The sequence below is a fragment of the Amycolatopsis suaedae genome, from assembly GCF_004214935.1.
GTDB lineage: Bacteria > Actinomycetota > Actinomycetes > Mycobacteriales > Pseudonocardiaceae > Amycolatopsis > Amycolatopsis suaedae.
Genome location: NZ_SFCC01000010.1, coordinates 249,423 through 273,164, shown reverse-complemented (window position 1 = coordinate 273,164; position 23,742 = coordinate 249,423). Strand labels below are relative to the sequence as shown.

Annotated in this window: 27 protein-coding genes; 16 read left to right on the top strand and 11 right to left on the bottom strand. The window is 69.6% G+C overall.

Features of this window, described 5'->3' with window-relative positions:
* From EWH70_RS21320 to EWH70_RS21295, 6 genes are all read left to right on the top strand, one after another.
* The gene (locus EWH70_RS21320) at positions 1-510 is read left to right on the top strand and encodes a hypothetical protein (RefSeq protein ID WP_130477216.1); all 510 of its coding nucleotides are present in this window, start codon (positions 1-3) and stop codon (positions 508-510) included.
* A gap of 29 nt (positions 511-539) precedes the next feature.
* Positions 540-2,345, top strand: a complete 1,806-nt coding sequence (locus EWH70_RS21315) for a sodium/solute symporter (protein ID WP_476692388.1) — start codon at positions 540-542, stop codon at positions 2,343-2,345.
* Between the two features lie 181 nt (positions 2,346-2,526).
* Positions 2,527-2,847, top strand: coding sequence for a DUF485 domain-containing protein (locus EWH70_RS21310; protein WP_130477215.1), 321 nt, complete (start codon positions 2,527-2,529; stop codon positions 2,845-2,847).
* Positions 2,844-4,457 carry a solute symporter family protein gene (locus tag EWH70_RS21305; RefSeq protein WP_130477214.1) on the top strand — a complete coding sequence of 538 codons (1,614 nt, stop codon included), beginning with the start codon at positions 2,844-2,846 and terminating at the stop codon, positions 4,455-4,457. Before EWH70_RS21310 ends, EWH70_RS21305 begins: the two co-directional genes overlap by 4 nt.
* A gap of 42 nt (positions 4,458-4,499) precedes the next feature.
* Positions 4,500-4,850: a rhodanese-like domain-containing protein gene (locus EWH70_RS21300; RefSeq protein WP_130477213.1), complete on the top strand. Its 351-nt coding sequence runs from the start codon at positions 4,500-4,502 to the stop codon at positions 4,848-4,850.
* 5 nt (positions 4,851-4,855) lie between these two features.
* Positions 4,856-5,773 carry a DUF4328 domain-containing protein gene (locus EWH70_RS21295; protein ID WP_130477212.1) on the top strand — a complete coding sequence of 306 codons (918 nt, stop codon included), beginning with the start codon at positions 4,856-4,858 and terminating at the stop codon, positions 5,771-5,773.
* Here the strand turns inward: EWH70_RS21295 and EWH70_RS21290 are convergent.
* Positions 5,770-6,915 carry a cytochrome P450 gene (locus EWH70_RS21290; RefSeq protein ID WP_130477211.1) on the bottom strand — a complete coding sequence of 382 codons (1,146 nt, stop codon included), beginning with the start codon at positions 6,913-6,915 and terminating at the stop codon, positions 5,770-5,772. The genes EWH70_RS21295 and EWH70_RS21290 overlap by 4 nt on opposite strands.
* A 650-nt stretch (positions 6,916-7,565) precedes the next feature.
* Between EWH70_RS21290 and EWH70_RS21285 the strand changes: the two genes are divergently transcribed.
* The 5 genes from EWH70_RS21285 (at position 7,566) to EWH70_RS21265 (ending at position 10,644) form a co-directional block, all read left to right on the top strand.
* Complete coding sequence (locus EWH70_RS21285) at positions 7,566-7,826, top strand: hypothetical protein (protein ID WP_130477210.1); 261 nt, start codon at positions 7,566-7,568, stop codon at positions 7,824-7,826.
* 50 nt (positions 7,827-7,876) lie between these two features.
* Positions 7,877-8,758 (top strand): DUF5926 family protein, encoded by an 882-nt coding sequence (locus EWH70_RS21280; RefSeq protein WP_130477209.1) that lies wholly within the window; start codon positions 7,877-7,879, stop codon positions 8,756-8,758.
* Positions 8,755-9,096: a DUF952 domain-containing protein gene (locus EWH70_RS21275; RefSeq protein ID WP_130477208.1), complete on the top strand. Its 342-nt coding sequence runs from the start codon at positions 8,755-8,757 to the stop codon at positions 9,094-9,096. The genes EWH70_RS21280 and EWH70_RS21275 overlap by 4 nt, the downstream gene beginning before the upstream one ends.
* Positions 9,097-9,310: 214 nt before the next feature.
* A complete protein-coding gene (locus EWH70_RS21270) occupies positions 9,311-9,829 on the top strand; it encodes a SigE family RNA polymerase sigma factor (protein ID WP_240687133.1) in 519 nt (172 codons plus the stop codon).
* Positions 9,826-10,644 carry a hypothetical protein gene (locus tag EWH70_RS21265; protein ID WP_130477206.1) on the top strand — a complete coding sequence of 273 codons (819 nt, stop codon included), beginning with the start codon at positions 9,826-9,828 and terminating at the stop codon, positions 10,642-10,644. The genes EWH70_RS21270 and EWH70_RS21265 overlap by 4 nt, the downstream gene beginning before the upstream one ends.
* A 90-nt stretch (positions 10,645-10,734) precedes the next feature.
* Here the strand turns inward: EWH70_RS21265 and EWH70_RS21260 are convergent, their stop codons facing one another.
* A complete protein-coding gene (locus EWH70_RS21260; protein WP_130477205.1) occupies positions 10,735-11,286 on the bottom strand; it encodes a ferritin in 552 nt (183 codons plus the stop codon).
* A 135-nt stretch (positions 11,287-11,421) separates the two neighbouring features.
* The gene (locus tag EWH70_RS21255) at positions 11,422-12,651 is read right to left on the bottom strand and encodes an arginine deiminase (protein ID WP_130477204.1); all 1,230 of its coding nucleotides are present in this window, start codon (positions 12,649-12,651) and stop codon (positions 11,422-11,424) included.
* A 98-nt stretch (positions 12,652-12,749) separates the two neighbouring features.
* On the opposite strand from EWH70_RS21255, the gene EWH70_RS21250 reads away from it, so the two are divergent.
* The gene (locus EWH70_RS21250; protein WP_240687121.1) at positions 12,750-13,268 is read left to right on the top strand and encodes a DM13 domain-containing protein; all 519 of its coding nucleotides are present in this window, start codon (positions 12,750-12,752) and stop codon (positions 13,266-13,268) included.
* Here EWH70_RS21250 and EWH70_RS21245 read toward each other — a convergent pair.
* From EWH70_RS21245 to EWH70_RS21215, 6 genes are all read right to left on the bottom strand, one after another.
* Complete coding sequence (locus EWH70_RS21245; RefSeq protein ID WP_165436355.1) at positions 13,265-14,077, bottom strand: CPBP family intramembrane glutamic endopeptidase; 813 nt, start codon at positions 14,075-14,077, stop codon at positions 13,265-13,267. The genes EWH70_RS21250 and EWH70_RS21245 overlap by 4 nt on opposite strands.
* Before the next feature lie 20 nt (positions 14,078-14,097).
* A complete protein-coding gene (locus EWH70_RS21240; protein ID WP_130477203.1) occupies positions 14,098-14,880 on the bottom strand; it encodes a DUF2470 domain-containing protein in 783 nt (260 codons plus the stop codon).
* A 59-nt stretch (positions 14,881-14,939) separates the two neighbouring features.
* Complete coding sequence (locus tag EWH70_RS21235; RefSeq protein ID WP_130477202.1) at positions 14,940-15,818, bottom strand: hypothetical protein; 879 nt, start codon at positions 15,816-15,818, stop codon at positions 14,940-14,942.
* Between the two features lie 78 nt (positions 15,819-15,896).
* Entirely contained in the window at positions 15,897-16,496 is a 600-nt protein-coding gene (locus EWH70_RS21230; RefSeq protein ID WP_130477201.1) for a class F sortase, read from the bottom strand.
* 4 nt (positions 16,497-16,500) lie between these two features.
* The gene (locus EWH70_RS35540) at positions 16,501-17,130 is read right to left on the bottom strand and encodes a hypothetical protein (RefSeq protein WP_165436354.1); all 630 of its coding nucleotides are present in this window, start codon (positions 17,128-17,130) and stop codon (positions 16,501-16,503) included.
* A 235-nt stretch (positions 17,131-17,365) separates the two neighbouring features.
* Complete coding sequence (locus tag EWH70_RS21215; RefSeq protein WP_130477198.1) at positions 17,366-18,538, bottom strand: homogentisate 1,2-dioxygenase; 1,173 nt, start codon at positions 18,536-18,538, stop codon at positions 17,366-17,368.
* Between the two features lie 95 nt (positions 18,539-18,633).
* Here EWH70_RS21215 and EWH70_RS21210 point away from each other — a divergent pair, with 95 nt between their 5' ends.
* Positions 18,634-19,488: a hypothetical protein gene (locus EWH70_RS21210; RefSeq protein ID WP_276320572.1), complete on the top strand. Its 855-nt coding sequence runs from the start codon at positions 18,634-18,636 to the stop codon at positions 19,486-19,488.
* The gene (locus tag EWH70_RS21205) at positions 19,485-20,114 is read left to right on the top strand and encodes an IclR family transcriptional regulator (RefSeq protein WP_130477196.1); all 630 of its coding nucleotides are present in this window, start codon (positions 19,485-19,487) and stop codon (positions 20,112-20,114) included. The genes EWH70_RS21210 and EWH70_RS21205 overlap by 4 nt, the downstream gene beginning before the upstream one ends.
* Here the strand turns inward: EWH70_RS21205 and EWH70_RS21200 are convergent.
* Positions 20,107-20,706: a DUF998 domain-containing protein gene (locus EWH70_RS21200; protein ID WP_338078600.1), complete on the bottom strand. Its 600-nt coding sequence runs from the start codon at positions 20,704-20,706 to the stop codon at positions 20,107-20,109. The genes EWH70_RS21205 and EWH70_RS21200 overlap by 8 nt on opposite strands.
* Before the next feature lie 186 nt (positions 20,707-20,892).
* The gene (locus EWH70_RS21195; RefSeq protein ID WP_130477194.1) at positions 20,893-21,495 is read right to left on the bottom strand and encodes a TMEM165/GDT1 family protein; all 603 of its coding nucleotides are present in this window, start codon (positions 21,493-21,495) and stop codon (positions 20,893-20,895) included.
* A 149-nt stretch (positions 21,496-21,644) separates the two neighbouring features.
* Here EWH70_RS21195 and cutA point away from each other — a divergent pair, with 149 nt between their 5' ends.
* Both cutA and EWH70_RS21185 read left to right on the top strand, forming a co-directional pair.
* Entirely contained in the window at positions 21,645-21,965 is a 321-nt protein-coding gene (gene cutA, locus EWH70_RS21190) for a divalent-cation tolerance protein CutA (protein WP_130477193.1), read from the top strand.
* A 73-nt stretch (positions 21,966-22,038) separates the two neighbouring features.
* The gene (locus EWH70_RS21185; protein ID WP_130477192.1) at positions 22,039-23,547 is read left to right on the top strand and encodes a cytochrome ubiquinol oxidase subunit I; all 1,509 of its coding nucleotides are present in this window, start codon (positions 22,039-22,041) and stop codon (positions 23,545-23,547) included.
* Positions 23,548-23,742: the final 195 nt, after the last annotated feature.

Sequence of the window (23,742 nt, the reverse complement as noted above, 5' to 3'; positions counted from 1 at the left end):
GTGACGCAGGACGACTACTTCCGCAAGATCGGCGGGGTCAGGGAGCCGGACCCGACGCTCGGGAAGAACCTGCGTCAGCGGCGGTCTCCGCACCAGCCTGCCGAGGTGGAGACGGTCAGCTCGGGGCCACGGCCCGAGCCGGAACAGCACCTGCGTCCCCGCAGGCAGCGCGTGGTGCTGTCCGGCCCGAAACAACCGTCGAGCGTGCTGCGGGCACGGGTCGAACTGGAGGAGCAGACCAGCTGGGGCGAGCTGCTGATCAAGGACCTGGTGAAGGCGCAACTGCGCAGTGCGGTCCTGCTCGCCCTGCTGGTGCTGGTCATCCTGGGTTCGCTGCCCGCCGCGTTCTACCTGTCGCCGCAGTTCGCCGCGGTCAACGTCCTCGGCGTGCCGCTGCCGTGGCTGTTGCTCGGCGTGCTGCCGTTCCCGCTGCTGCTGGGCGTGGGCATCTGGTACAACCGGCTGGCCGAGCGGCACGAACGGGCCTTCGTCGCCATGATCGAAAACTGAACCCGGGCCGTGGCACGTAGGATCTGCCGGTGCAGCAGCTGAACTACTGGGCGCTGGCCAGCATCGTGCTGGTCGGCGTGGTGACCTTCTACCTCGGTCACCGCTCGTCCCGGTTCGCCAGCAGCACCCACGACTTCCTCGTCGCCCGGCGCACCGTCCGGTCCCGGCGCAACGCCGCCGCCATCTCCGGCGAATACCTGTCCGCCGCGTCGTTCCTCGGCGTCGCCGGTGTCGTCCTCAAGGACGGGGTCGACGCGCTGTGGTTCCCGATCGGGTTCACCGCGGGCTATCTGGCGTTGATGCTGTTCGTCGCCGCACCGCTGCGCCGGTCCGGCGCCTACACGCTGCCGGACTTCCTGGAGGCGCGACTCGGTTCGGTGCGGCTGCGCCGGTTCGCCACGGCGTTCGTGGTGTTCATCGGCATCCTGTACATGGTTCCGCAGCTGCAGGGCGCGAGCCTGGCGCTGACCAACATCCTCGCCGCGCCGGAGTGGCTCGGCGCGGTCGTGGTCACCGCCGTGGTCGCCGTCAACGTGATCGCAGGCGGCATGCGGGCCATCACCGTCGTGCAGGCGTTCCAGTACTGGCTCAAGCTGTTCGCCATCGCCGCACCCGCGTTCGTGCTGTGCGGCGTGTTCCTGGTGGGCGGCGGCCCGCCGACGTCGGGCGCGCTGTCCTCGCCGGCGCCGCCGACGTTCACCGAGACCACCACCGTCGACGTGCAGACCGACGTCACCCTCCAGGTCAGCACGCTGACACCGGTGACGGTGAACGACCAGGAACTGCCCGCGCTGTGGCTGCCGGACGAGCAGTACCAGGTCGGCGAGGGCAGCACGCTGCGGTTCCCGGCAGGCGCGGCGGTCCCCGTCGTGGCCGGCGCGCCCGCCGACAACCAGTCCTGGCTCATCCCCGGCGACGGCGACCTGACCGACCTGCTCAGCACGTACTCGCTGATCTTCGCCACGTTTCTCGGCACCATGGGCCTGCCGCACGTGCTGGTGCGCTTCTACACCAACCCCGACGGCAAGGCCGCCCGCCGCACCACGGTCCACGTGCTGCTGCTGCTCGGCCTGTTCTACCTGTTCCCGACGCTGCTCGGCGCGCTGTCCCGGCTGTACGTGCCCGAACTGCTGGTCACCGGCAGCACCGACGCGGCCATCCTGCTGCTGCCGTCGGCCATCCTGCCCGGGGTGGCTGGCAAGATCATCGGCTCGATTACGGCGGCTGGGGCGTTCGCCGCGTTCCTGTCCACCGCGTCCGGCCTGCTGGTCAGTGTCGCCGGGGTGGTGTCGACCGACGTGCTGCCCGGCCGGGTAAGGGACTTCCGGGTCGCCGCCGCGATCGTCGCGCTGCTGCCGATGGGCATCGCGCTGGGGATCCGCCAGGAGGACCTGTCGCTGTCGGTCGGCATGTCGTTCGCGCTCGCGGCGTCGACGTTCTCACCGCTGCTGATGCTCGGCATCTGGTGGCGGAAGCTGACCTGGACCGGCGCGCTGGCGGGAATGACCGTCGGCGGCACGCTCGTCCTCGGCGCGCTGGTCGCGAACGTGGTCAGCAACTACACCGGCGACTGGGCGCCGTGGTTCACCGGGCAGCCGGCATTGTTCACGGTGCCGGCCGCGTTCCTGACGACCATCCTGGTCAGCCTGGCCAGCTCGGACAACGTGCCACCCGACCTGAACGCGGTGATGCTGCGGCTGCACGCGCCCGACCCGCTGGGTTTCATGCGGGACCGCGAGGTCGCCCGGTTCGGCAAGGCCGATGAACGCGACGAGCCGCGGCCGTACAAGGTCAAGGTCGTCAAGGGATCCAAACGGGGTAGGCACCGAAAGTAGGTCACCTACTCTTAGTTGTTTTCTTCACTCAAATGTATGAGGCCCGATGGGGGCTGTCCGGGTGCATGATCTTTCCTGTCGCCCGGCCGATCATCGGGTGAGCAGAGTGGCCTGCGAAATGGGTCACTCGGGAGTATGAATACAGGTGCCACACCGTCGTCGATGAGGCGAGGAGGTCCCGGTGAACGCCGAGCAGCAGGAGTGGGAACGAGTCCAGGCAAGCCCGGAGTTCGCCCGGTTGCGGCGCAGACTGCGGGTGTTCATCTTTCCGATGACCGTGCTGTTCCTAGGCTGGTACCTGCTCTACGTGGTGCTTGCCGACTACGCACACGGGTTCATGTCGACCAAGCTGATCGGCAACATCAACGTCGGCCTGGTGTTCGGCCTGCTGCAGTTCGTCTCCACGTTCCTGATCACCTGGCTGTACGTGCGCTACGCCGACAAGCACCTCGACCCGGTCGCGGACAAGATCCGTGAGGAGATCGAGGGGGACGCGAAATGAGCACGCTGGCCCAGAGCGGCGTCGCGGGTTCCAACCCGATTCTCAACATTTCGATCTTCGCCGCGTTCGTGGTGGTGACGCTGGTGATCGTTTTCCGGGCCAGCCGGAACACGAAGACCGCGTCGGACTACTACGCCGCGGGACGGGCGTTCTCCGGTCCGCAGAACGGCATCGCGATCTCCGGTGACTACCTGTCGGCGGCTTCGTTCCTCGGTATCGCCGGGGCCATCGCGATCAACGGCTACGACGGGTTCCTGTACTCGATCGGGTTCCTGGTGGCGTGGCTGGTCGCCTTGCTGCTGGTCGCCGAGCTGCTGCGCAACACCGGCAAGTTCACCATGGGCGACGTGCTGGCGTTCCGCATGCGCCAGCGGCCCGTTCGCGCGGCGGCCGCGATCTCGACGCTGGCCGTGTCGTTCTTCTACCTGCTCGCGCAGATGGCGGGTGCCGGTGGGCTGGTCAACCTGCTGCTCGGCGTGGAGAGCGAGGCCGGTCAGGCCGCGGTGATCGCCGCCGTCGGCGTCGTGATGATCCTGTACGTGCTGATCGGCGGCATGAAGGGCACCACCTGGGTGCAGATCATCAAGGCCGTGCTGCTGATCGCCGGCGCGGCCGTGATGACAGTCTGGGTGCTGGGCAAGTACGGATTCAACCTGTCGGCGCTGCTGCAGGCCGCGGTCGACCAGCCGGGCAGCAAGGGCGAGGCTGTCCTGTCGCCGGGCGCGCAGTACGGCAAGACCGACACCAGCAAGCTTGATTTCCTCTCGCTGGGCATCGCGCTGGTGCTGGGCACCGCCGGCCTGCCGCACGTGCTGATGCGGTTCTACACCGTGCCCACCGCCAAGGACGCCCGCCGCTCGGTGGTCTGGGCCATCGTGCTGATCGGCCTGTTCTACCTGTTCACGCTGGTGCTCGGCTATGGCGCCGGCGCGCTGGTGGGCCCGGAACGGATCAACAGCGCACCCGGGACGACGAACGCGGCGGCACCACTGCTGGCACTGGAGCTGGGCGGACCGGTGGTGCTGGGATTCATCGCCGCGGTCGCGTTCGCCACGATCCTGGCCGTCGTCGCCGGGCTGACGATCACCGCGTCGGCGTCGTTCGCCCACGACGTGTACGCCAACGTGATCAAGAAGGGCCAGGTCGACTCCAAGCAGGCCGAGGTGCGGGTCGCCCGCATCACGGCGCTGGTGATCGGTGCGGTCGCCATCGTCGGCGGCATCCTGGCCAAGGACCAGAACGTCGCGTTCCTGGTCGCCCTGGCGTTCGCGGTGGCGGCGTCGGCGAACCTGCCGACGATCCTGTACTCGCTGTTCTGGAAACGGTTCAACACCAACGGCGCGCTGTGGTCGATCTACGGCGGGCTGATCGTCACCGTGGTGCTGATCGTGTTCTCCCCGGCGGTGTCCGGCGGGCCGAAACCGATGATCAAGGGGGTCGACTTCCACTGGTTCCCGCTGGAGAACCCGGGTCTGGTGTCGATCCCGGTGTCGTTCTTCCTCGGCTGGCTGGGCACGGTCCTGTCCAAGGAACACAACAAGGCCAAGTACGCGGAGATGGAGGTCCGCTCGCTGACCGGCGCCGGAGCGGAGAAGGCCACGCCCCATTGACCTTCACAAGTAGCTGACTAGTCCACGTGCGACCATGATGACGTGGTGAACCCTGCGGAAGAAGTACCCACCGCGTCCGTGCGCGACCTGCCGGGCGACCCGGTGCTGCTCGACGTGCGCGAGGACGACGAGTGGGCTGCCGGGCACGCCCCTGTCGCCAAGCACATCCCGTTGGGCGAGCTGCCCGCGCGGCTGGACGAGCTGGCCGAACTGCCCGACGACCAGCCGCTCTACGTCGTCTGCCGCACCGGCGGCAGATCGGCGCGGGCCACCATGTGGCTCAACGCCAACGGCTGGGACGCGGTCAACGTCGCCGGCGGCATGAAGTCCTGGCAGACCGAGGGCCGCGAGCTCGTCGGTGACCGGCCGGGTGCCGAGCCCGAGGTGCTCTGACCGTCATGCGTCCCGCCCAGCCGCAGCAGTGGCGACCCCGCGTGCGCTGGGTCGCGACGCCGCCACCGGGCGTAGGACCCCGGCGGGTACGGCGGGCTCCGGAGCGCTACACCGGCCCGCCCGCCTACCCGGTGCCGCCGCGCTGGGGATTCCCGAACCTGATCTGGCGGCTGCCGACCACCGTGCCCGGAACGCCGTCCAGCAGGCCTGCGCCGTTGCAGCGGCTGCGGCCGCTCGCACACGCGAGCCAGGTGCTGCTGTGGATGGTGTTCGGTCTCGCCCTGATCGCCGCCGGCGGTGAGCTGTGGCGCTACATCCTGCTGCTGCGGAGCCGCTCGTCCGCGCTGGAGGTAGGCGTCGTCGACGCGTCCGACGCGCTGGTGGTCACCGGCGGTGTGCTGACCCTGGTGCTCGCCGTGGTCGCGGCGACGGCGACGCTGTGGTGGTTGCTCGTGGCCAGGGCCGCCGCGGCCGACGAGTCCGGTCAGGCGCAGCCGCGTTCGGCGTGGCAGGCCGTCGTGGCCGTGCTGCTGCCCGGTCCCAACCTGGTGCTGGCCGGTTCGGTGGTGTCCGAGCTGGAACACGCCGTGCTGCACCGCGACCGCGACGAGCGGCCGAAGCCGTCGCGGCTGGTGCGCTGCTGGTGGGCTGCCTGGGTGGCCAACGGCGTGCTGCTGGTGGTTTCGGTGGTCTGGCGGTTGCGTTCCGGCGTGCAGGCCCAGGCCGACAGCGTCGTGCTCACCGCCGTCAACGACCTGGCCGCGGCGGCGCTGGCCCTGCTGACCGTCCTGGTCGTCCGCCGCGTCACCGACCTGCTGGAGCCGGCGAACCCGGCACGGCTGGCAGGGATGCGGGTCCTGAAGGTCGCCGACGCCCCCGCCCCGGCCCTGCGCCCGGCCCGGCCGGCGACCGCTCCTCGTTAGCCGGCCACCGGAAGCCGCTGGTAGCCGCGGATGACGAACTCCGGCCGCCGCGGGGGATCCTCGGCGAGGTGAAGCCCGGGCAGCCGGTTCGACAACGCGGACAGCGCGGCCGCGATCTCGACACGCGCCAGCGGCGCGCCGAGGCAGAAGTGGATCCCGGCGCCGAAGCCGAGGTGCGGGTTGGGTGAGCGCCGGACGTCCAGCCGGTCCGGGTCGGCGAACACCAGCGGGTCCCGCGCTGCCGCTCCCAGCAGGGCCGCGATCTTCTCGCCGGGTGCGACCCGGTACCCGGCGATCTCCACCTCGGTCGTCGCCGTCCGCTCGAACAGCTGCAGCGGCGCGTCGAACCGGATGATTTCCTCGACGGCCGTGTCCAGCGCGGCCGGGACCAGCGCCCACTGCTCGGGCCGGTCCAGCAGTGCCCGCACGCCGTTGCCGAGGACGTTGACCGTCGCCTCGTGCCCGGCCATCAGCAGCAGGACCGCCGTGGCGACGACCTCGTCCACGGTCAGGTCGGTGGCCACCAGGTGGCTGAGCAGGTCGTCGCCGGGCCGCCGGGTCCGTGCCGCGGCGAGGTCGGCGAGGAAGCCGGAGAACTCCCCGGCCGCGGTCTCGGCCGCCCGGCGCTGATCGTCGGGCAGGCCGTACTCGTACATCTTCACGATCGCGTTCGACCACGGCACCAGCAGCGACCGGTCGGTCTCCGGCACGCCGAGCAGTTCGGCGATCACCGCGACCGGCAGCGGCTGGGCCAGCAGCTCCAGCAGGTCGCCGCCGCCCTCGTCGGCGATCCGGCGGGCCATGCCGTCGGCCAGTTCGGTGATCCTCGGCCGCAGGCGCTCGACGTGGCCGCGGGTGAACGCCGCCGACACCAGCCTGCGCAGCCGCGTGTGCACCGGCGGCTCGTTCTCCAGCAGCGAGTTGCGGTGCAGCAGGTTGAACGACACGAACTGCTCGGCGGGCGTCGCGTCGGACCAGATCCGGCCGAGCCCGCGATGCCGCAGCACGGCCGACGCCGCCGCGTGCGACACGGCGACGGCCAGCCCCAGGCCGTCGTGGAAGTGGACCTCGCCGCGCTCGCGCAGCGCCGCGAAGGCCGGGTACGGGTCGGCGAGGAAGTCCGGGTCGCTCGGGTCGAACACCCGCCGAGACTAAATGAGCCGGTGCACGTGAAGGCCACCTTCACCACGTCAGACGTCAGGGTCCCGGCAAAGTCCGGTGGCGGTCAGGCGAGGTGGCTGGTCTCGAGCGTGGAACTCGTGTACCGGAACGTAGAACTCGCGTGCGTGAGCGCAGAACTCACCATGTGGACGCCGGTTCTCACGTGGTGCCGGTCGCCCGCGTGAACGGGCCGTTCGCGCGAGTCCTCCGTTCCCGACCCGCGAGTCGTCCGTTCCGGACCCGCGAGTTGCACGTTCCCGCTCGCCTGGTCCCACCCTCCGGCACCCCGATTCCAGATAGTGAGACCAGCCCCTCACCGGCTGGCCGAACGGGCCGTTCGCGCGCGACCGCGCCGGGCCGGAGCACGAGTTTCGCGTTCCTGAGCACGTCATTCGCGTTCCCGGGCACGACACTCACCATCCGGACCCGGCGTCCCAGCTCGTGAACCCACCTGTGCCACCGGGCCATTCGCCGCGAGTCTCGGGCCGAGGAACGCGAGTCTCGTCTTCCGGAACGCGAATGACGCGCTCCGGACCACCCGACTTTGCCGGGGCCTGGTGGGAGATGCCGTGAGGGCCCCTGCGCGGCATCCGAGCCACCACACCAGCCCGGAGCGGTACCGTCGTCGGCCATGGATGAGCCGCAACCCGACCTCGATGCCATCGAGGCGAAGCTGGCGGCGGTCGTCGACGGCAGCATGAGCCGCGAGGCGGCTGATCGGTGGGCCGCTCGTTGGTACACCGCGGACCACCTGCGGTGGGACGAACTGAGCTGGTGGGCGCTGGGTTGCCTGTACGGCATCGATCTACAGCACGGCCCAGGCGGCGAGTACCTACATGACCGGTCCCAGGTGGCAGGCTGGCTCGCGGAGCTGCGGCACCGGCGTCGGTGAGCACGCCGCCGTTCGGTACGGTCGGCCCGATCGAGCCGAGGGAGGCAGCAGTGGGCAAGGCCGCGCGCAAGAAGGGCCGCAAGAAGGACGCAGGCGCACCGAAGAAGGTGCGGGACGTCTTCGTCGGGCAGCCGTTCGAGGGGCTGGCCGGTGAGCCGGAGCTGATCGCGCTGCGCGAGTTCGTCCCCTCGGCGACCGCGCCGCTGACGCTGGCTACCGAGTCGGACCGCAAGGTCACGCTCGGCACCGTGCTGCCGATGGCCGCGGCCGCCTTCGTCAGGGCCGACGGCCAGGCGTTCCTCGGCATGCAGGTGCAGACCCGCTCGTCGGACATCAGCCGGGACCTCGGCCGCGCGCTGAAGTGGGCGCTGAACGCCGAGCCCGGCGACGTGCTGTCGGTGGCCGACACGATCACCCCGCCGGCCGAGGGCGAGCGGCTGCAGGACCTGCTCGACCCCAAGGCCGAGCTGGAGACCACCCTGCACAAGGACTTCTCCTGGTGGCTGCCGGAGGACACCGAGCCGGAAGGCGAGGTGGCACTGTCGCTGGAGCGGGCCAACGCCGCCATCATGCCGACCGAGCGCCTCGGCACCGGCGCCTACTGGGTCGACGCAGGCGAGCGCGCCCACCTGCGCTGGGTGCGGCCGGAGCCGGAGACGTGGGTCCTGCAGGCGCTGGCCCGGCTGTCCGCTGCGGGTGAACTGGGCCTCGGCGAGGGCTCCCGCTACGCCGGGTCGTTCCGCGCGCACGGCCTGCTGGTGCCGGTGTGGGACCTCGACCGCGAGGCACACGCCAGGGAGTGGGCCGAGCCGGCCGAGCAGCTGGGTGCCCGGCTGAACAAGGCACTGGACTCGCTGGACGACGAGCCGCTCAACACCGCCGAGCGCCGCGCCCGGGACGGGCTGATCGGCCGCCAGCTGACCCTGCGGTGATCCTGCACATCTGCGCCGCCGCCGAGTGGACCGGCGAGGTCTACACGGCGCCGTCGCTGGACGAGGCCGGCTTCATCCACTGCTCCGACCCGGGCACCGCGCACCTTCCGGCGACCGCGCTCTACCGCGGCCGCACCGACCTGGTGCTGCTGGAGATCGACCCCCGGCTGCTGGACGTCCCGGTCCGCTGGGAGCCCGGCGACCCGCCCCATCCGGCGGACATCTGGTTCCCGCACGTCTACGGCCCGATCCGGCCGGAGGCGGTCGTCGCGGTGCACGACTTCCCACCGGAGCCGGACGGTTCTTTCCGGTTGCCGCCGCAGGTAGCGAAGCCGTAACGGGCGCAACGGTGCTCCCCGCCACACGTCCCTCGAACTGGTGAGGTGAGCGGGACAACCCTGGGGGCGGGCGATGCGTTTCTTCCGTGGTGGTGAAGCACAGCCAGGTGCTTCCGGTGAGACGGGAGGCGATACGGTGACCGCAATGGCCCCGGCCGTCCTGTCCTCGGGAGACAGCTGGGCTGGTTCTGCTCGCCACGAAGGGGGCACGGCATTGTCGGGCGACCTCACGGACTTCGGGGAGTTCGTCGAGGCAAACCTGCCCGGCCTGCTGCGGTACGGCCACGCCCTGACCGGCAATCCCCACGACGCGTCCGACCTCGTGCAGACCGTCCTGGAGAAGATCGGTTCACGCTGGGCACACGTCCAGCGCAAGACCGGAGACCCGATGGCCTACATCCGCCGGTCGATGGCCAACGCCCACATCAGCCGCTGGCGGCGCACCAAACGCGAGAACCTGGTCGCCGAGATCCCCGAGTCCCAGCCGGTGAGCCCGACCGATCCGTTCGAGCACGAACCTCTGTGGCAGGCGTTACGGGCGCTGCCGCCGAGACAACGTGCCGTGGTCGTGCTGCGTTACTACGAAGGATTGTCCGAGGTGGAGATCGCCGAGTCTCTTGGCGTCAGCCAGGGCACCGTGAAGAGCCAGGCCAGTAAGGCGCTGGCCTCACTGCGAACGAAGATGACCGTGTCGATGGACAGTGCGGACGACGGAGGGAGGGACGCGGGATGAGTATCGATGACCAGCTGGATGCCGAGCTGCGCAGGCTGTTCGCCGACGACCGGCTCGACCTGCGTCCCCGCGCCGACGCCGGCGGCACCATCGTCAGCGGTGCCCGCAGGGTCCGCCGGCGCCGGGCCGTGCTCACCTCCGGCGGCGGGGTCATGGCCGTCGCCGTGCTGGTGGCCGGTGGCGTGCTGCTGACGGGGGAACGGCACCGGCCCGAGGTGCCGCTGGCCGAGCCACCCGCGCCGACGCAGTTCTCCTCGCAGCTGCCGCCCGCTCCGGTCGTGCCGCCGGGCCCGACGCAGTCGGCTCCGGAAAGCTCGCCAGCCGCGCCTCCGCATCCGTCCTCCCCGCCGGAGGAGGTGCCCAGCAAGAAGGCAACCCCGCCGCCGCGAAGCGGTAAGGCCCCGGTCTACGGACCGGAGCTGGAACCGGTCGGTTACGGCCGGCTGCGGCTGGGGATGTCCCCGGAGGAGGCCGCGGCGTCGGGGGTCGTCCTCGAAGGTGCCGGCGGCGAGGGCTGCGTGACCTACAAGGCCACCTCGGGTACACCCAGCGTGGCGAGCGTGATCGTGTCGCCGAACCTGGGCACCGTCTTCATCGACCCGGCCGGCTCGGTCCGGACGCCGAAGGGCATCGGCACCGGATCCACCCGTGAGGAGGTGTACGCCGCGTACCCGGGGACCAGCACCGGACGGGGCACCGACCTGCACCTGGTGGCGCCCGCCGGTAACGGGGCGAGCTTCGTGATGGATCTCAACACCGACGGCACCGTGGCCGACCTGAACCTGGAGCGCAACGACCAGGACTGCTACGGCTGACCGCCCACAAACGGAAACCCGGGCTTCTCCACAGGGGGAGAGCCCGGGTTTTCACTGTCCGCCACTACCCGCGGCGCGGCAGACGCCTCGTCAGATGGCGCCGCCGGCCACCGGGGGCATCATCGGGTCAGCTCCGCCGTCGCCGACGGTCTCGCGGGCGAGGAACGTCTCCACCTCGAACAGGTTTCCGTTGGCCCGCTCGACGATGGTCAGCAGGGTGGACATCTGCGAGATCTCCTCGACCTGCTCCTTGATGAACCACTGCATGAACTGCTTGCCCATGTAGTCGTCCTCGGCGTGAGCGGCCTTCGCCAGCGCCTTGATGTCGGCGGCGACTTCCTTTTCCTGCTCCAGCGCGAGCGCGATGAGGTCACGCACGTCGGAGAAGTCGTTGCGGACATCGCCGGTGCCGGGGATCTCCACGTGGTGGTCGGTGTCCAACATGTACTGGACGAGCGCGAGCGCGTGGTTGCGCTCCTCGTTCGCCTGGCGGTAGAAGTGCTTCGCCAGCTGCGGCAGGTCCTCGGCGTCGAACCAGACCGCCAGCGCGATGTATTGCTGCGAGGCGTTGAACTCGTTGTGCACCTGCTGCTGCAGCAGCTCGTAGAACTTCGAACGCGGGTTCTTTTTCGTGAGGCTCATGTATCAAAAGATACGTGACGTCCGGCGGATTCTCCAATTGGGGATGGTGATTCCTGCCCTATTTGCGTAGGATATCCAAAGAAAGGTGAAGCTAATTTCGATTAGCCTTTCCTTATTGGATATAGGTAAGCCTCGCTATACCGGTTCACGCAGAATCGGACAAGACATGCACCGTGGGCCGCCCCGTCCGGAACCGAGTTCGGAACCGGCGATGGCGAGCACCTCGATACCCTCCTCGATCAGCCTGGCGTTGGTCTCCACGTTGCGCTCGTAGCCCACGACGACCCCGGGCGCGAGTGCCAGGGTGTTGTTGCCGTCGTCCCACTGCTCACGCTCCGCGGTCACCGGGTCGAGGCCGGTGTCGATCACCCGCAACCGGTCGATGCCCATGGCCGCCGCCGCGGCGGTGAGGAACGGCGCCGGGCCGTCCACCCGCACCGAACCGTTGTCGTCCGTCCGCAGCGTGTAGGCCACCAGCGAGTCCCTGGCCAGCGGGTACATCACCACCGCGTCGGAGTCGACCATCGTGCAGACGGTGTCCAGGTGCATCGTGGCCCGTTCCTGCTCGATCGGGACCGCGAGCACGGTGTGCGCGATGTCGTCGGCGAACACCGAACGTGCCAGCGACTCGGCGCCCGCCGCGGTCGTGCGCTCGCCTACGCCGATGGCCAGCACGCCGGGGGCCAGCAACATGACGTCGCCACCCTCGATGGGTGCCGAGTGCGCGCCGTAGGCACGCGCTGCCTGGCGGAACCGCGGGTGGTAGGCGTAGACGAGGTCGAGCAGCGCGGTCTCCCTGCGCCGCGCGGGCATGGCCAGCGACGAGATGGCCACCCTGTCCGCGATCCAGGCCGAGGAATCCCTGGTGAACAGCAGGTTCGGCAGCGGGTCCACGGCGAAGTCGTGCGGGTGGTTCATCTTGCGTACCAGCGAGCCGCCCTCGGAGCCGGGCAGTTCCTCGAACGTCAGCCCGGACATCAGCACCTCGGCCAGGCCGGCGGCGTCGATGCCGGACAGGTGGGAGCGCAGGACGTCGGCGAGGTCGGCGCCCAGCCTGCGGTCGTCGACGGCCGCGTGCACACCGGCGGTGTGGGCACGCCGGTCGGTCAGCGCGGTCCGCAGCGCGTCGGCGAGCAGCAGGACCTCGACGCCGCGTCCGCGCAGAACCTCGGCGAACGCGTCGTGCTCCTCCTGCGCCCGGTCGACCCAGGGGATCGAGTCGAACAGCAGCTGGTCGTTGTTGCGTGGGGTCAGCCGCTTGAGCTCGTTGCCCGGACGGTGCAGCAGCACCGTGCGCAGCCGGCCGACCTCGCTCTCGACACGCGGGGAGGTGGTTGTTTCGGAAACTGCTGGCTCGACGGTCACGCCCCGATCGTAAGGGTTCGGTAAGTGCGCCGAGGGCTCTCATCGTTGCCCGAATCGGTCAGAGTGGAGTCATTCGGAAACACGTGAGGGAGCATTTCGTGCGTCGGATACTGCGTAGCAGGGTCACCTGGGTGCTGGCGGCACTGGCGACGGTCGCGCTGGTGGTGGCCCTGTGGGCGTTCCAGCCGTGGAAGCTGTTCACCCGCAGCACGGTGGACGAGGCGCTGCCGGCGGCCCCGGTGGTCGCCCAGGTCGGCACCCCGCCGCCGGCTCAGCCCAAGGCGCTCGCCGAGGGCCGGTTCGTCAGCCAGGAACACGAGACCGGTGGAACGGCGCGGGTGCTGGAGCTGCCCGGCGGCGAGCGGGTGCTGCGCCTGGAAGGGTTCTCCACTTCGGACGGACCGGACGTGCACGTCTGGCTCAGCCAGGCCACGGCCGGTGGGGAGTGGGGCAAGTACGACGACGGCAAGGTCGTCAAGCTGGGCAAGATCAAGGCGACCGACGGCAACCAGAACTACCCGATCCCGCCCGACGCCGACCTGGCCGGGCTGCGCAGCGTGGTCATCTGGTGCGACCGGTTCAACGTGGCGTTCGGCTCCGCCGCGCTGGATCTCTAGGGCAACCAGGAGACGTTGCCGCGCAGCAGCGAGTAGCCGACGAAGGCGAACACGTCGAGCAGGGTGTGCGCGACGACCAGCGGCCACAGGCGGTTGGTCCGCTGCCACACCCTGCCGAACACCAGCCCCATCACCAGGTTGCCGACGAAGCCGCCGATGCCCTGGTACAGGTGGTAGCTGCCACGCAGCACGGCGGCGGCCAACAGCGAGCTGTTCTCCCGCCAGCCGAGCTGCCGCAGCCGCGTCAGCAGGTAGCCGACGACCAGCACTTCCTCGGCGAACGCGTTGCCGAACGCGGACAGCGTCAGCGTGATCGGCCGCCACCAGGTCGAATCCAAAGTAGACGGCTGAACGGCCAGGTTGAAGCCCAGCTTCCAGCCGATGAAGTACAGCGCCAGCCCGGGAATCCCGATGACAGCGGTGAGCAGGACGCCGCCGCCGATGTCGGCGCGGTCCAGCCGGCGACGCAGCCCCACCTCGGCGAGCTTCATGCCGCCGCGGTAGAGCAGGTACGCGCCCAGCGCGCCCCAGCCGACCAGCTGGATGGCGCTGAGCAGCTGCTTGAGCAGGTCGATCAGCTCGACGGCGGCCTGCGGGACGTTGAGGGCCACCTGCTGCTTGGCCAGCGGTTCCGGCCGGAGCAGCGAGTCCACAAGGGACAGCAGGCTGCGCATCCCGGACAGGCCGAGTGTGATGCCGAAGACGATGTACAGCTCGATGACGAGCGTGCGCCGCCGTGCCGGGTCGGTGATCGGTTCCGGGCTGTCCGGCCGGTCCGGAGCCAGCCACGCGCGGGCCTTGGAGTTCACCTCCGCCAAGGTACTGGGAGTCAGCGACCCCGCAGGAACGGGCAGCCGACCAGCCGGCGTAGCTCGGCGGCGAGTTGCGCCGGGTCGTCGACCGGCTGGGAGAAACCGAGCCGCACGTCGTGGTCGCCCCGCTCGCCCTCGACCCGCAGCCGCAGGCCGAGCCGGTCCAGCCCGAGCGGGCGGACGCGGCCGCCACGCAGGTCCGGCGGCAGGTGCCGGGTCAGCTGGAGCACCACGTCGGCGTGGTCGGACTCCAGGTGCCGCAGCCACTCCGACTCGTAGCCGGTGAACGGGTCCGGCGCGGCGGCACTGAACATGTGTGGCCGCAGCGAGTGCGTCCCCTCGGCGTCGGCGAGCACGAGCGAGGCCGGCGTCAGGCGGAGCATGGTCAGGCCGTGGCCGATGTCGAGCAGCCGGTGATCGGGCCGTCCGTCGGCGATGGCCACCGCACGCGAACGGGCCGCTCGCGCGTCGAGCGGGCGCAGCCAGCCGGTGATCCAGAGCAGTCCGCGGACCGGTTCACGCAGCTCGACCGGCGCCCGGTCGACCAGCTCCAGCATCACGCCCAGCTCCTGGCTCGACGACCGCGAGGCCACCTCGACCAGGTGATCGTCATCAGGCAGCAGCAGGCTGACGCTGCCGCTGGCGTGCACGTGGTAGAGCACCGGACTGACTCGCGGACCGCCCCGTTCGCCGCTGGCCGCGGAGGGCAGCAGCGTGGCCGGGCCGGTGCGGGTAGCGATTGTCCGCGCTCGTTCGGCCGGGTGCGGGGCCGGGGGACGGCGGGTGGATGTCTCGACCAAGGCTCACCTCCAACTTAGGTGAGCCTAACCTGAATAGCTGCTGCGCGGAAGGGCCCCGTTCAGGGGGTGAGTTGTGCCTGCGGAAGGTGGCAAGCGGTACTGAAGCTGATGGTGAGCCGACTGTGGTTCCACCGCAGTTCGAGCCAGCCACCATGGTGGTCCCGAAGTTCGGCTACGTAATGGATTGTCGGGTGGTCGTTGGTCCTGGCGGGGGCGGGCCGGGGTGCGAACCCGGCGGGAGCCAGCGCCTCGCGGTAGGAGCGTTCGATGGCACGCATCTCCGGCTCGGTGAACGCGCGGCTGCCGGGCGTGATGAGCTGGGTATGGTGGATTTCGCCGGGGCGCAGGTTGACCAGTACCCGCCCGGGTACCGCGGGGTCGCGGAAACATGGTCGGGGTGGTTCCTCGTACAAGGGAGGCCAGGCTACATCGGGCACGGCGGCGTGCAGCGACCGCGCCACGGCCTCTCGTGCGGCAGTCATCCTGGACAGGACATCCTCCAGCGGAGGACGGGTGCGCGCCTCGGCGAGCTCTTCGGCGATCTCGGCCTCCTCTTGCCGGGCCCGCGACCACGCCTGGTCCTCCGCGGACGGCTCCTCGGAAACGATCGCCGCGACGATGACCAGCGTCAGGAACGCGATCACCAGCGAGGTGAAGACCAGCGCGATACCCGTTCCCCTGGAACGGCGGTAGCCGATCACGAACGCGGCCACCAGCGTGGCCAGGCCCAGTCCGAAGCCGCAGTACACCCACCAGGCGACCACCGTCTGCGTCGACGGATCACAGGCACCACCGCGCGGGAAGTCGATGGAGCACTTGACCCCGATACCGAACAGCTGCGCTATCAGCACCCCGGGAAAGAACAGCAGCAGCAGGCCGAGGGCCCCCAGACAGCCACAGCCCGGAATCCCTCGCCGCTCGACCTTCTCCGACAACACGGCCTCCCCTCCGTAGTCGGCTGACTACGGTAGCGGAAGGGCCGCCACCCCGCGGGGTGGCGGCCCGGTGGCGCGGCGTCAGACCAGCTTGGCCCAGATGACCACGTTGTCCTTGTAACTGTGCTCCTCCTTGTCGAACACGCCACCACAGGTGATGACCCGGAGTTCGGGCCCGGTCGTGTCGGCGTAGATCTCGTCGGAGGGGAAGCGGTCCTTGGGGACCTGCTGCTTCTTCGTGACGGTGAACTTCAGTTCCTTGCCGTCACTGCGGTTGACCAGGATCTCGTCGCCCTCGGCCAGCTCGTGCAGCTTGAAGAAGATGCCCGGCTGCTTGTTGCCGTCGACGTGTCCCAGCAGAATTGCCGGCCCGGTCTCGCCGGGCACCGGGGACAGCCGGTACCAGGCCGCCTGCATCGGCTGCTTGGCCGACGGCACGGCCATCTCGCCCTCGGTGTTGACCGTCACCGAGATCAGCGAGGAGTCCGCGTTGATCTTCGGGATGCGGACCTGCGTCGGCCGCAGTCCGTCGAACGGCTTAGTCACCGGCACGGCCTCGGCAGGCGGCGGTGGCGGAGGTGCGGGTGCGGCGGCCTCGTCGGAGCCGCACCCGGCCAGCGTGAGGGAGACGAGCAGGGCGGCCGCGATGAGGCGGCCACCCTGCCGGAACGGGTTGCGCATCGGGTCAGTCCAGCCCGTAGCCGGTCTCCACGCCCTTCTTGGGCTTGTACTTGACCTGCTTGCCGCCCTTGCCCTTGTCGCCGCCCGGGTTCAGCGGCGAGCTGCCGCCGCCGGGCTTGCCGCCGCAGGTCCAGTTGACCGGGATGTCGGCGTTCGGGTCGTTCAGGTCGACGCCCTCGTGCGGCTGGATCAGCCACGCCCAGTACCGGCCGTCCTCCTCGTGCTGGCGGGGGCCCTCGATGAGGTCGAACTTCGGCGACGACACGTTGGTCGGCTCGCCCGCGGCGCACGCGATGATCAGCATGCTGACGTCGCCGATCGTGCCCACGTAGGCCACGTCGTCGACGTAGGGCTGCTCGGTGGGGTCCTCCGGGTCCTGCGACGACGTGGACGTCTTCGTCGGCTCCGACGTCTTGGTCGGCTCCGAGGTCTTCGTCGGTTCGGAGGTCTTGGTCGGCTCCGCGGTCTTCGTGGGCTCCGACGTCTCGGTCGGCGCGCTCGTCTCCGTCGGCGTCGAAGCGGCCGAGGTCGGCGGGGTCCGCTCCTGCTGCGCCACGGCCGCCGGAGCGACGGCGACGCTGATCAGGGCACCGGCGAGCACGGCGCTCGCGATTCTGCCCAGGGACTTCTTCAAGATGATCTCCAGAAAAGGTGTCGACGCCCGGTGTCCCCCACTGGGCGTATCGCCCGGGATTTCCCTCGTCCGGGTGACAGTCGAGATCATGCCCTAATCGCAAGGGTAAACAGTACGCAAAATCGGGTGACAAGAAACACCGGAAAATCGCGTAACGAAAACGCCCGGGCGGCCGATTGACTTGGCCGTCCCGGGCTTTTCGTGCTGCAAGACTAATGCAAGGGCACTACAAGGGTCAAGCGGAAGGACCCCGTCCGGCCCAGGTCCAAGCGTATCCTGGATCCTCGGAAGCGTCCGCCGCCTCGCCGAGATCCAATGGTGCGAAAGTGTCCACCATGACGGCTGTTTCGTCAAAGAATTCCGCGCCGATCGACGCCTCGGCAGCGCCCGGCTGCGGTCCGTGTGTGAATCCGGACGGGTGCAGTGACATCGAGCCGATCCCGATTCCGGAGCCTTTCCGAGCCTCGTAATTTCCGCGCACGTAGAACATGAGTTCGTCCGAGTCCACGTTGGCGTGGTTGTACGGGACCGGAATGGCCTCGGGGTGGTAGTCCACCTTGCGCGGGCAGAAGGAGCAGACCACGAAATTGGGGCCCTCGAACGTCTGGTGCACCGGCGGCGGCTGGTGCACCCGGCCGGTGATCGGCTCGAAGTCGTCGATGTTGAACACCCACGGGTAGAGGCAGCCGTCCCAGCCGACGACGTCGAACGGGTGATTGGCGTAGGTGTAGCGGGTCAGGCCGGCGCGGTGCCGCACCAGGACGTCGACGTCGGTGCCGTCGGCCAGTAGCGGCTCGGCAGGGCCGCGAATGTCCCGTTCGCAGTAGGGGGAGTGCTCCAGGAACTGCCCCTTGGCCGACAGGTAGCGCTTCGGCGGGCCGATGTGCCCCCGCGCCTCCAGGATCAGCAGCCGTACCTCGCCCGAGGGCACCACACGGTAGGTGCACGACGTCGGGATGACCACGTAGTCGCCGTCGCCGACCTCCAGCGCCCCGTAGATGGTCTCCACGGTCGCCGAGCCGCCCTGGACGTACAGCAACTCGTCGCCGGTGGCGTTGCGGTACAGCGGGCTGGGCGCGCCGGCGACGCAGAAGCCGATGGTGACGTCGGCGTTGCCGAACAGCCTGCGCCGGTCGGTCACCGCGTCGGCGTCACCGGTGAACTTCAGGTCCTGCGTGCGGAAGGACCGCGGCTTGAGCGGGTGGTTGGGCTGCAGCGAGCCACGCTCGTCGGGCACGGCGACGGCGTCGACGATCGCGGTCGGCAGGTGGCGGTGGTAGAGCAGCGCGGAATCGGCCGAGAACCCCTCGACTCCCATCAGCTCCTCGGCGTACAGGCTGCCCTGTGGCGAGCGGAACTGGGTGTGCCGCTTGCGCGGGATCTCGCCGACACGGCGGTAGAACGGCATCGGAGCTCCCTCTCGAACGTTGAATATGTGTCCGTTGTGCGGACGTTGTTGTCCCTATGTCGTACGCTACTAGCGTGTCAGTCGTGTCAAGCGCTGTGGAACTCACGCCGCCAGGTCCCCGCGGAATTCCTCCCCTGTTCGCGCGGTTGGTGGACGACTCGGCCCTCTTCCCTCCCGGCGACGCATCGATGCCCGACGCGTTGCGGTCGCACCTGGAAACCAGGGCTGGTGAGCACGCCGGGGTGCTCGGTCTCTTCCTGTGTCAGGCATCGCGGTTGCCGGAGTTGATCACCGAGTTGATCAAGATCCGGCCGAAGACCCCGCTGCCGCTCTCGCTGATCATCGACACCGGTCTCGGTGGGGTGCCGAAGGCCATCTCGATCGTCGAATCACGCAACGAGCTGCTGGCCCTGCGGATGGTCGAGATGCCCGCGCCGTCGGACGTGGACGAGGTCTGGCTGGAACGGGTGTCGGAGTTCGTGCCGGAGGACGTCGTACGCGTCGTGGAGCCGCGGCGCGGGGTCGGCTGGCTGGACGGCGTCCGCAACGTGATCGAGCACGGCAGCTGGCCGAAGATCCGCTGCGGCGGCCTGTCCAGCGAGAACTTCCCGAGCATCGACGAGGTGGCCGACTTCCTCGCCGTGGTCAGCAACGTCCAGGGCGCGTCGTTCAAGGCGACCAACAGCCTGCACCGCGCGGTGCGGCACACCGACCCGGAGTCCGGGGTCGAGCACCACGGCTTCCTCAACCTCCTGGTCGCCGCCGCCCGCTGCCTGTCCGGCAAGGACGTCCGCGACGCGCTGGCGTCCACCGACGGCGCCGCGCTGGCCAGGGAGGCGAGGGAACTGTCCGAGCCCGCGGCGAAGGCCGTGCGGTCGCTGTTCGCGTCCTACGCCTCGGCGACGTTCGACGAGCCGATCGGCGACCTGCGGGAACTGGGCCTGCTGTGAGCCGGGAGGGGTCGCTGACCCTCGAACGCGGCCTGGCGCTGCTGCAGGCGGTGGCCGACGCGGGCGGGGAGGCGGCGACCATCTCCGAGCTCGCCGTCGCCATCGGTGCCAGCAGACCGGCCGTGTACCGGCTGCTGGTGCCGATGATGGAACGCGGCCTGGTGTGGCGGGACGGCAACAAGGTGCGGCTGGGTGTCGGGCTGCTGCGGTTGTCCGGCCAGGTCCTGCCGCAGCTGCGGCAGGCCGCGCACCCGGTGCTGCGCGACCTCGCCGAGTCGGTCGGTGCCACCGCGCACCTCTCGGTGGCCGAGGGCGACCAGGTGCAGGCGGTGGCCGTCGTGGAGCCGTCCTGGACGAACTTCCACGTGGCCTACCGGGTCGGCAGCAGGCACCCGATCACCGCGGGCGCGGCCGGCAAGGCGATGATGCTGCGCCACGGCGGCCCGTCCTGGGTGAGCACGACCGGCGAACTGCAGGCCGGTGCCTCGGGCGTGGCCGCTCCGGTGCGCGGGCTGCCCGGGCTGCGGGCCAGCGTGGGTGTGGTGTCGCTGGAGCCGCTGGACGCGGACACGGTCGGTCCGAGGGTGGTCGGGGCCGCGACGACGCTGGCCGCGGTGCTCAGCTGACCCGCGTCCGCAGCAGCGGGCGGGTCAGCACCAGCAGCAGGCCGAGGTCGACGGTGAACAGCAGCCGCTCGAACAGGCCAAGGGTGATTTCCGGCGGCTCCGGCGAGGCGAACACGATCCAGGCGAAGCTGCCGAGCACGACGGCCAGCCCGGCGACGCTGGCGGCCGTGAGCCTGCGCAGCAGGCGGCGCCGGGCGCCCCACGGGCAGGCCGGCCCGCCGCGGTGGGCCAGCAGCCACGCGGCGGCGGGCAGGGAGACGAACGCCAGCACCGCCGCCACGTTGTGGACCTGACCGATGAACGTCCGGGCAGGGCCCGGCGGGTCGCAGGGGAAGATCGCGCACGCCAGCAGCCCGGTGCACCACAGTGCGAGCAGCACGATCGCCGCGGTGTCGCCGCGGCCCCTGGTGCGGACGATGCCCACCAGCAACGCGGCCGACCCGAGCGCCAGGGCCAGGCACATGACGCTGAACAGCGGCGCTGCCGACCGGGTGCCGGCGTAGACGTACTCGGACAGCGTCCGCAGCAGCGGATCGACCCGGTCGCCGAGCTGGATGTGCAGGAAGACGGACAGGACGACGGCGACGGCGATGCCGCCGATGGCGAGCCTGCCCGGCAGCAGACCGGCGGGCTGGAGGCGAGCAGGCGTGTACAGGGCGGGCTCCCGGCTGACAGCATTGAGGGCAAGGCGCCGGCGTCACCGCCGGTTCACCTTGCCCTCATGTGGACGTCAGCCCAGGTTACCCAATCGTGACCTCGCGGGGGCGGCCACCCGGCGTCAGGCGGCGAAGGCCTGCCAGACCGCCAGCACGGTGAACCCGGCGAAAACGAAGCCCGCGATGCGCTGCAGCAGGTGCGGCTTGATCCGGCTGCGCACCTTGTGGCCGATGAACACCGCGATCCCCGCGACCGTGAGCAGGGCGAGGAACGACCCGACGCCGACCGCGACCGCATGACCGGAGCGGGCCGTCAGCCCCGCGGTCGCCAGCTGGGAGGCGTCGCCCCACTCGGCGGCGAACAGCACGCCGAACGAGGTGGCCGCGGCCCTGAGGAAGCCGACCGGGCCGGGGCCCGAGCGGGAGGCGTCCTCCCCGGCTTCCTTCTGCCTGCTGAACCCCTCGCGCAGGAGCAGGAACGCGCCGACCGCGAACAGCAATGCGACGACCCCGGCGACGACGTTCTGTGGAAGCAATGTCAGCGCGCTGCCGAACGCCACGGCGATGATCGACTGGACGGCGAATGCGGCGCTTACCCCGGCGAACACCGGTGCGGCGCGAAAACGGGTGGTCAGAACGAGGGTGGCGACGAGCGTCTTGTCCGGCAGTTCCACCGCCAGGACCAGCGCGAACGCGCTGAGCAACGCGAGAAGTTCGGCAGACACCGGAATTGCACCCCTTTCTGGATTCAACGATAAAGGGGCGTCTTCAGAATTGCCAGCAGATGGGGTGCGCGAATACAAACCGGAGACATTCCGCAATTGCGTTTTCGGTGCACCTAAACAATTGTTTCGGGTCGGGTACGGTGTATGTCATGGAAGCCGAACACGTTCTGGTCAGCACGACCGTCGACTCGGAGGACACGGCGAAGGAGCTGGCGTCGGGTGCGATCGCGGCGCGACTGGGTGCGTGCGCGCAGGTCGTCGGCCCGATCCTCAGCGTGTACCGCTGGGAGGGCGAGGTGCGGACCGAGCCGGAGTGGCGGGTGGAGATCAAGACCACCGCGCGCCGGCTCGACGAGCTCACCGCGCACCTGCGGGCCGGACACTCCTACGACGTCCCCGAGGTCATCGCCACCCCGATCACCGGCGGCAGCGCCGACTACCTGTCCTGGGTGGCCCAGGAGACCGTCTGACGGGACTTTGGTCCCGGACAGGAGGGGACCAGGGGACCTGGGAGCGGGGTGAGGAGCGCGGAACGATCGAGACGTGGACGTCCTCGATCTCTCCCGGTGGCAGTTCGGAATCACCACTGTCTACCACTTCCTGATGGTGCCGCTGACCATCGGGCTGTCCATTGTGGTCGCCGGCATGCAGACGGCGTGGGTGCGCACGGGCAACGAGCGCTATCTCAAGATGACCAAGTTCTGGGGCAAGCTGCTGCTGGTCAACTTCGCCATGGGCGTGGTGACCGGCATCGTCCAGGAGTTCCAGTTTGGGATGAACTGGAATGCATACTCTCGCTTCGTCGGCGACGTGTTCGGCGCGCCGCTGGCGATGGAGGGCCTCGTCGCGTTCTTCGTCGAGTCGACGTTCCTCGGGCTGTGGATCTTCGGCTGGGACCGGCTGCCCAAGCGGGTGCACCTGGCGTGTGTCTGGGCGTTCTCGTTGGCCACGGTGGCGTCGGCGTACTTCATCCTGGCGGCCAACTCGTGGATGCAGCACCCGGTCGGCGTGGAGTTCGTCGACGGCAGGCCGCGGATGATCTCGATCTGGGCCGTGCTGACCAACAACACCGCGCTGGCCGCCATCCCGCACACGATCGCCGGTGCGTTCGCCGTGGTGGCCGCGTTCCTGGTCGGCATCGCGTCGTGGCACCTGTGGCGACGCCGCAAGCAGGACGACGAGCACCGGCCGGTGTGGCGGTCGTCGCTGAAGGTCGGCGCGTGGCTGGGCGCGGTGTCGTTCGCCGTGCTGGCGGTGACCGGCGACTTCCAGGGCAAGCTGATGTTCGAGCAGCAGCCGATGAAGATGGCCGCGGCCGAGGCGCTGTGCCACACCGAGCAGCCGGCGAGCTTCTCGATCCTGGCCGTCGGTGACGTCACCGATCCCAACTGCGAGAACGTCAAGACGTTCACCGTCCCGGCGCTGCTGTCGTTCCTGGCGCACAACGACTTCACTACCGAGGTGAAGGGCGTGCAGGATCTGGTGAACGAGTACGCGGCCCGTTACGGCAGTCACTACCCGGACGATCCGGCGCTGGGTGAGCTGGCGGGTAAGCCGATCGACTACGTGCCGAGCCTGCCCGTCACGTACTGGGGTTTCCGGGCCATGATCGGCTTCGGCGCGTTGTCGGCCGGCCTCGGGCTGCTGGCGCTCTGGCTGACCCGGCGTGGCCGTATCCCGGACAGCAGATGGTTCCCGCGGATCATGCTCGCTGGCATCGTGACGCCGTTCGCCGCCAACAGCGCGGGCTGGATCTTCACCGAGATGGGCAGGCAGCCGTTTGTCGTGGTGCCGAACCCGACCGGGATCGACGGAGTGTGGATGTTCACCGCCCGCGCCGTGTCGAACCTGAGCGTCGGCGAGGTGCTCACCTCACTGATCGCGCTGACGACCGTCTACCTCGTTCTCGGTGTGGTCGAGGTCTACCTGCTGCGCAAGTACGTCCGCGGGGGTGTGGATGGAGTGATGCCGCCGAAACCCCCGGCCGACCCGGCCAACCCCGACGACCCCGGCGGCGCGAAGCCGAACGACGCACTCGCCTTCGCCTACTAGGAAGCCCACTGATCATGCCGCTGACCAGCACATTCGCCCGTACCAGCACCCCGGCACCCCCCGCCCGTCCCTGGGGGCCGGCCCCGCACCCAGCGTATCGGGGGGTGGGGCCCCGGAAGGGTGACGGCGAGATATCCACAGAAATCTGTGGACAACTCGGACACTTGTGCACAACTTGGGGAAATCACGTTTCAC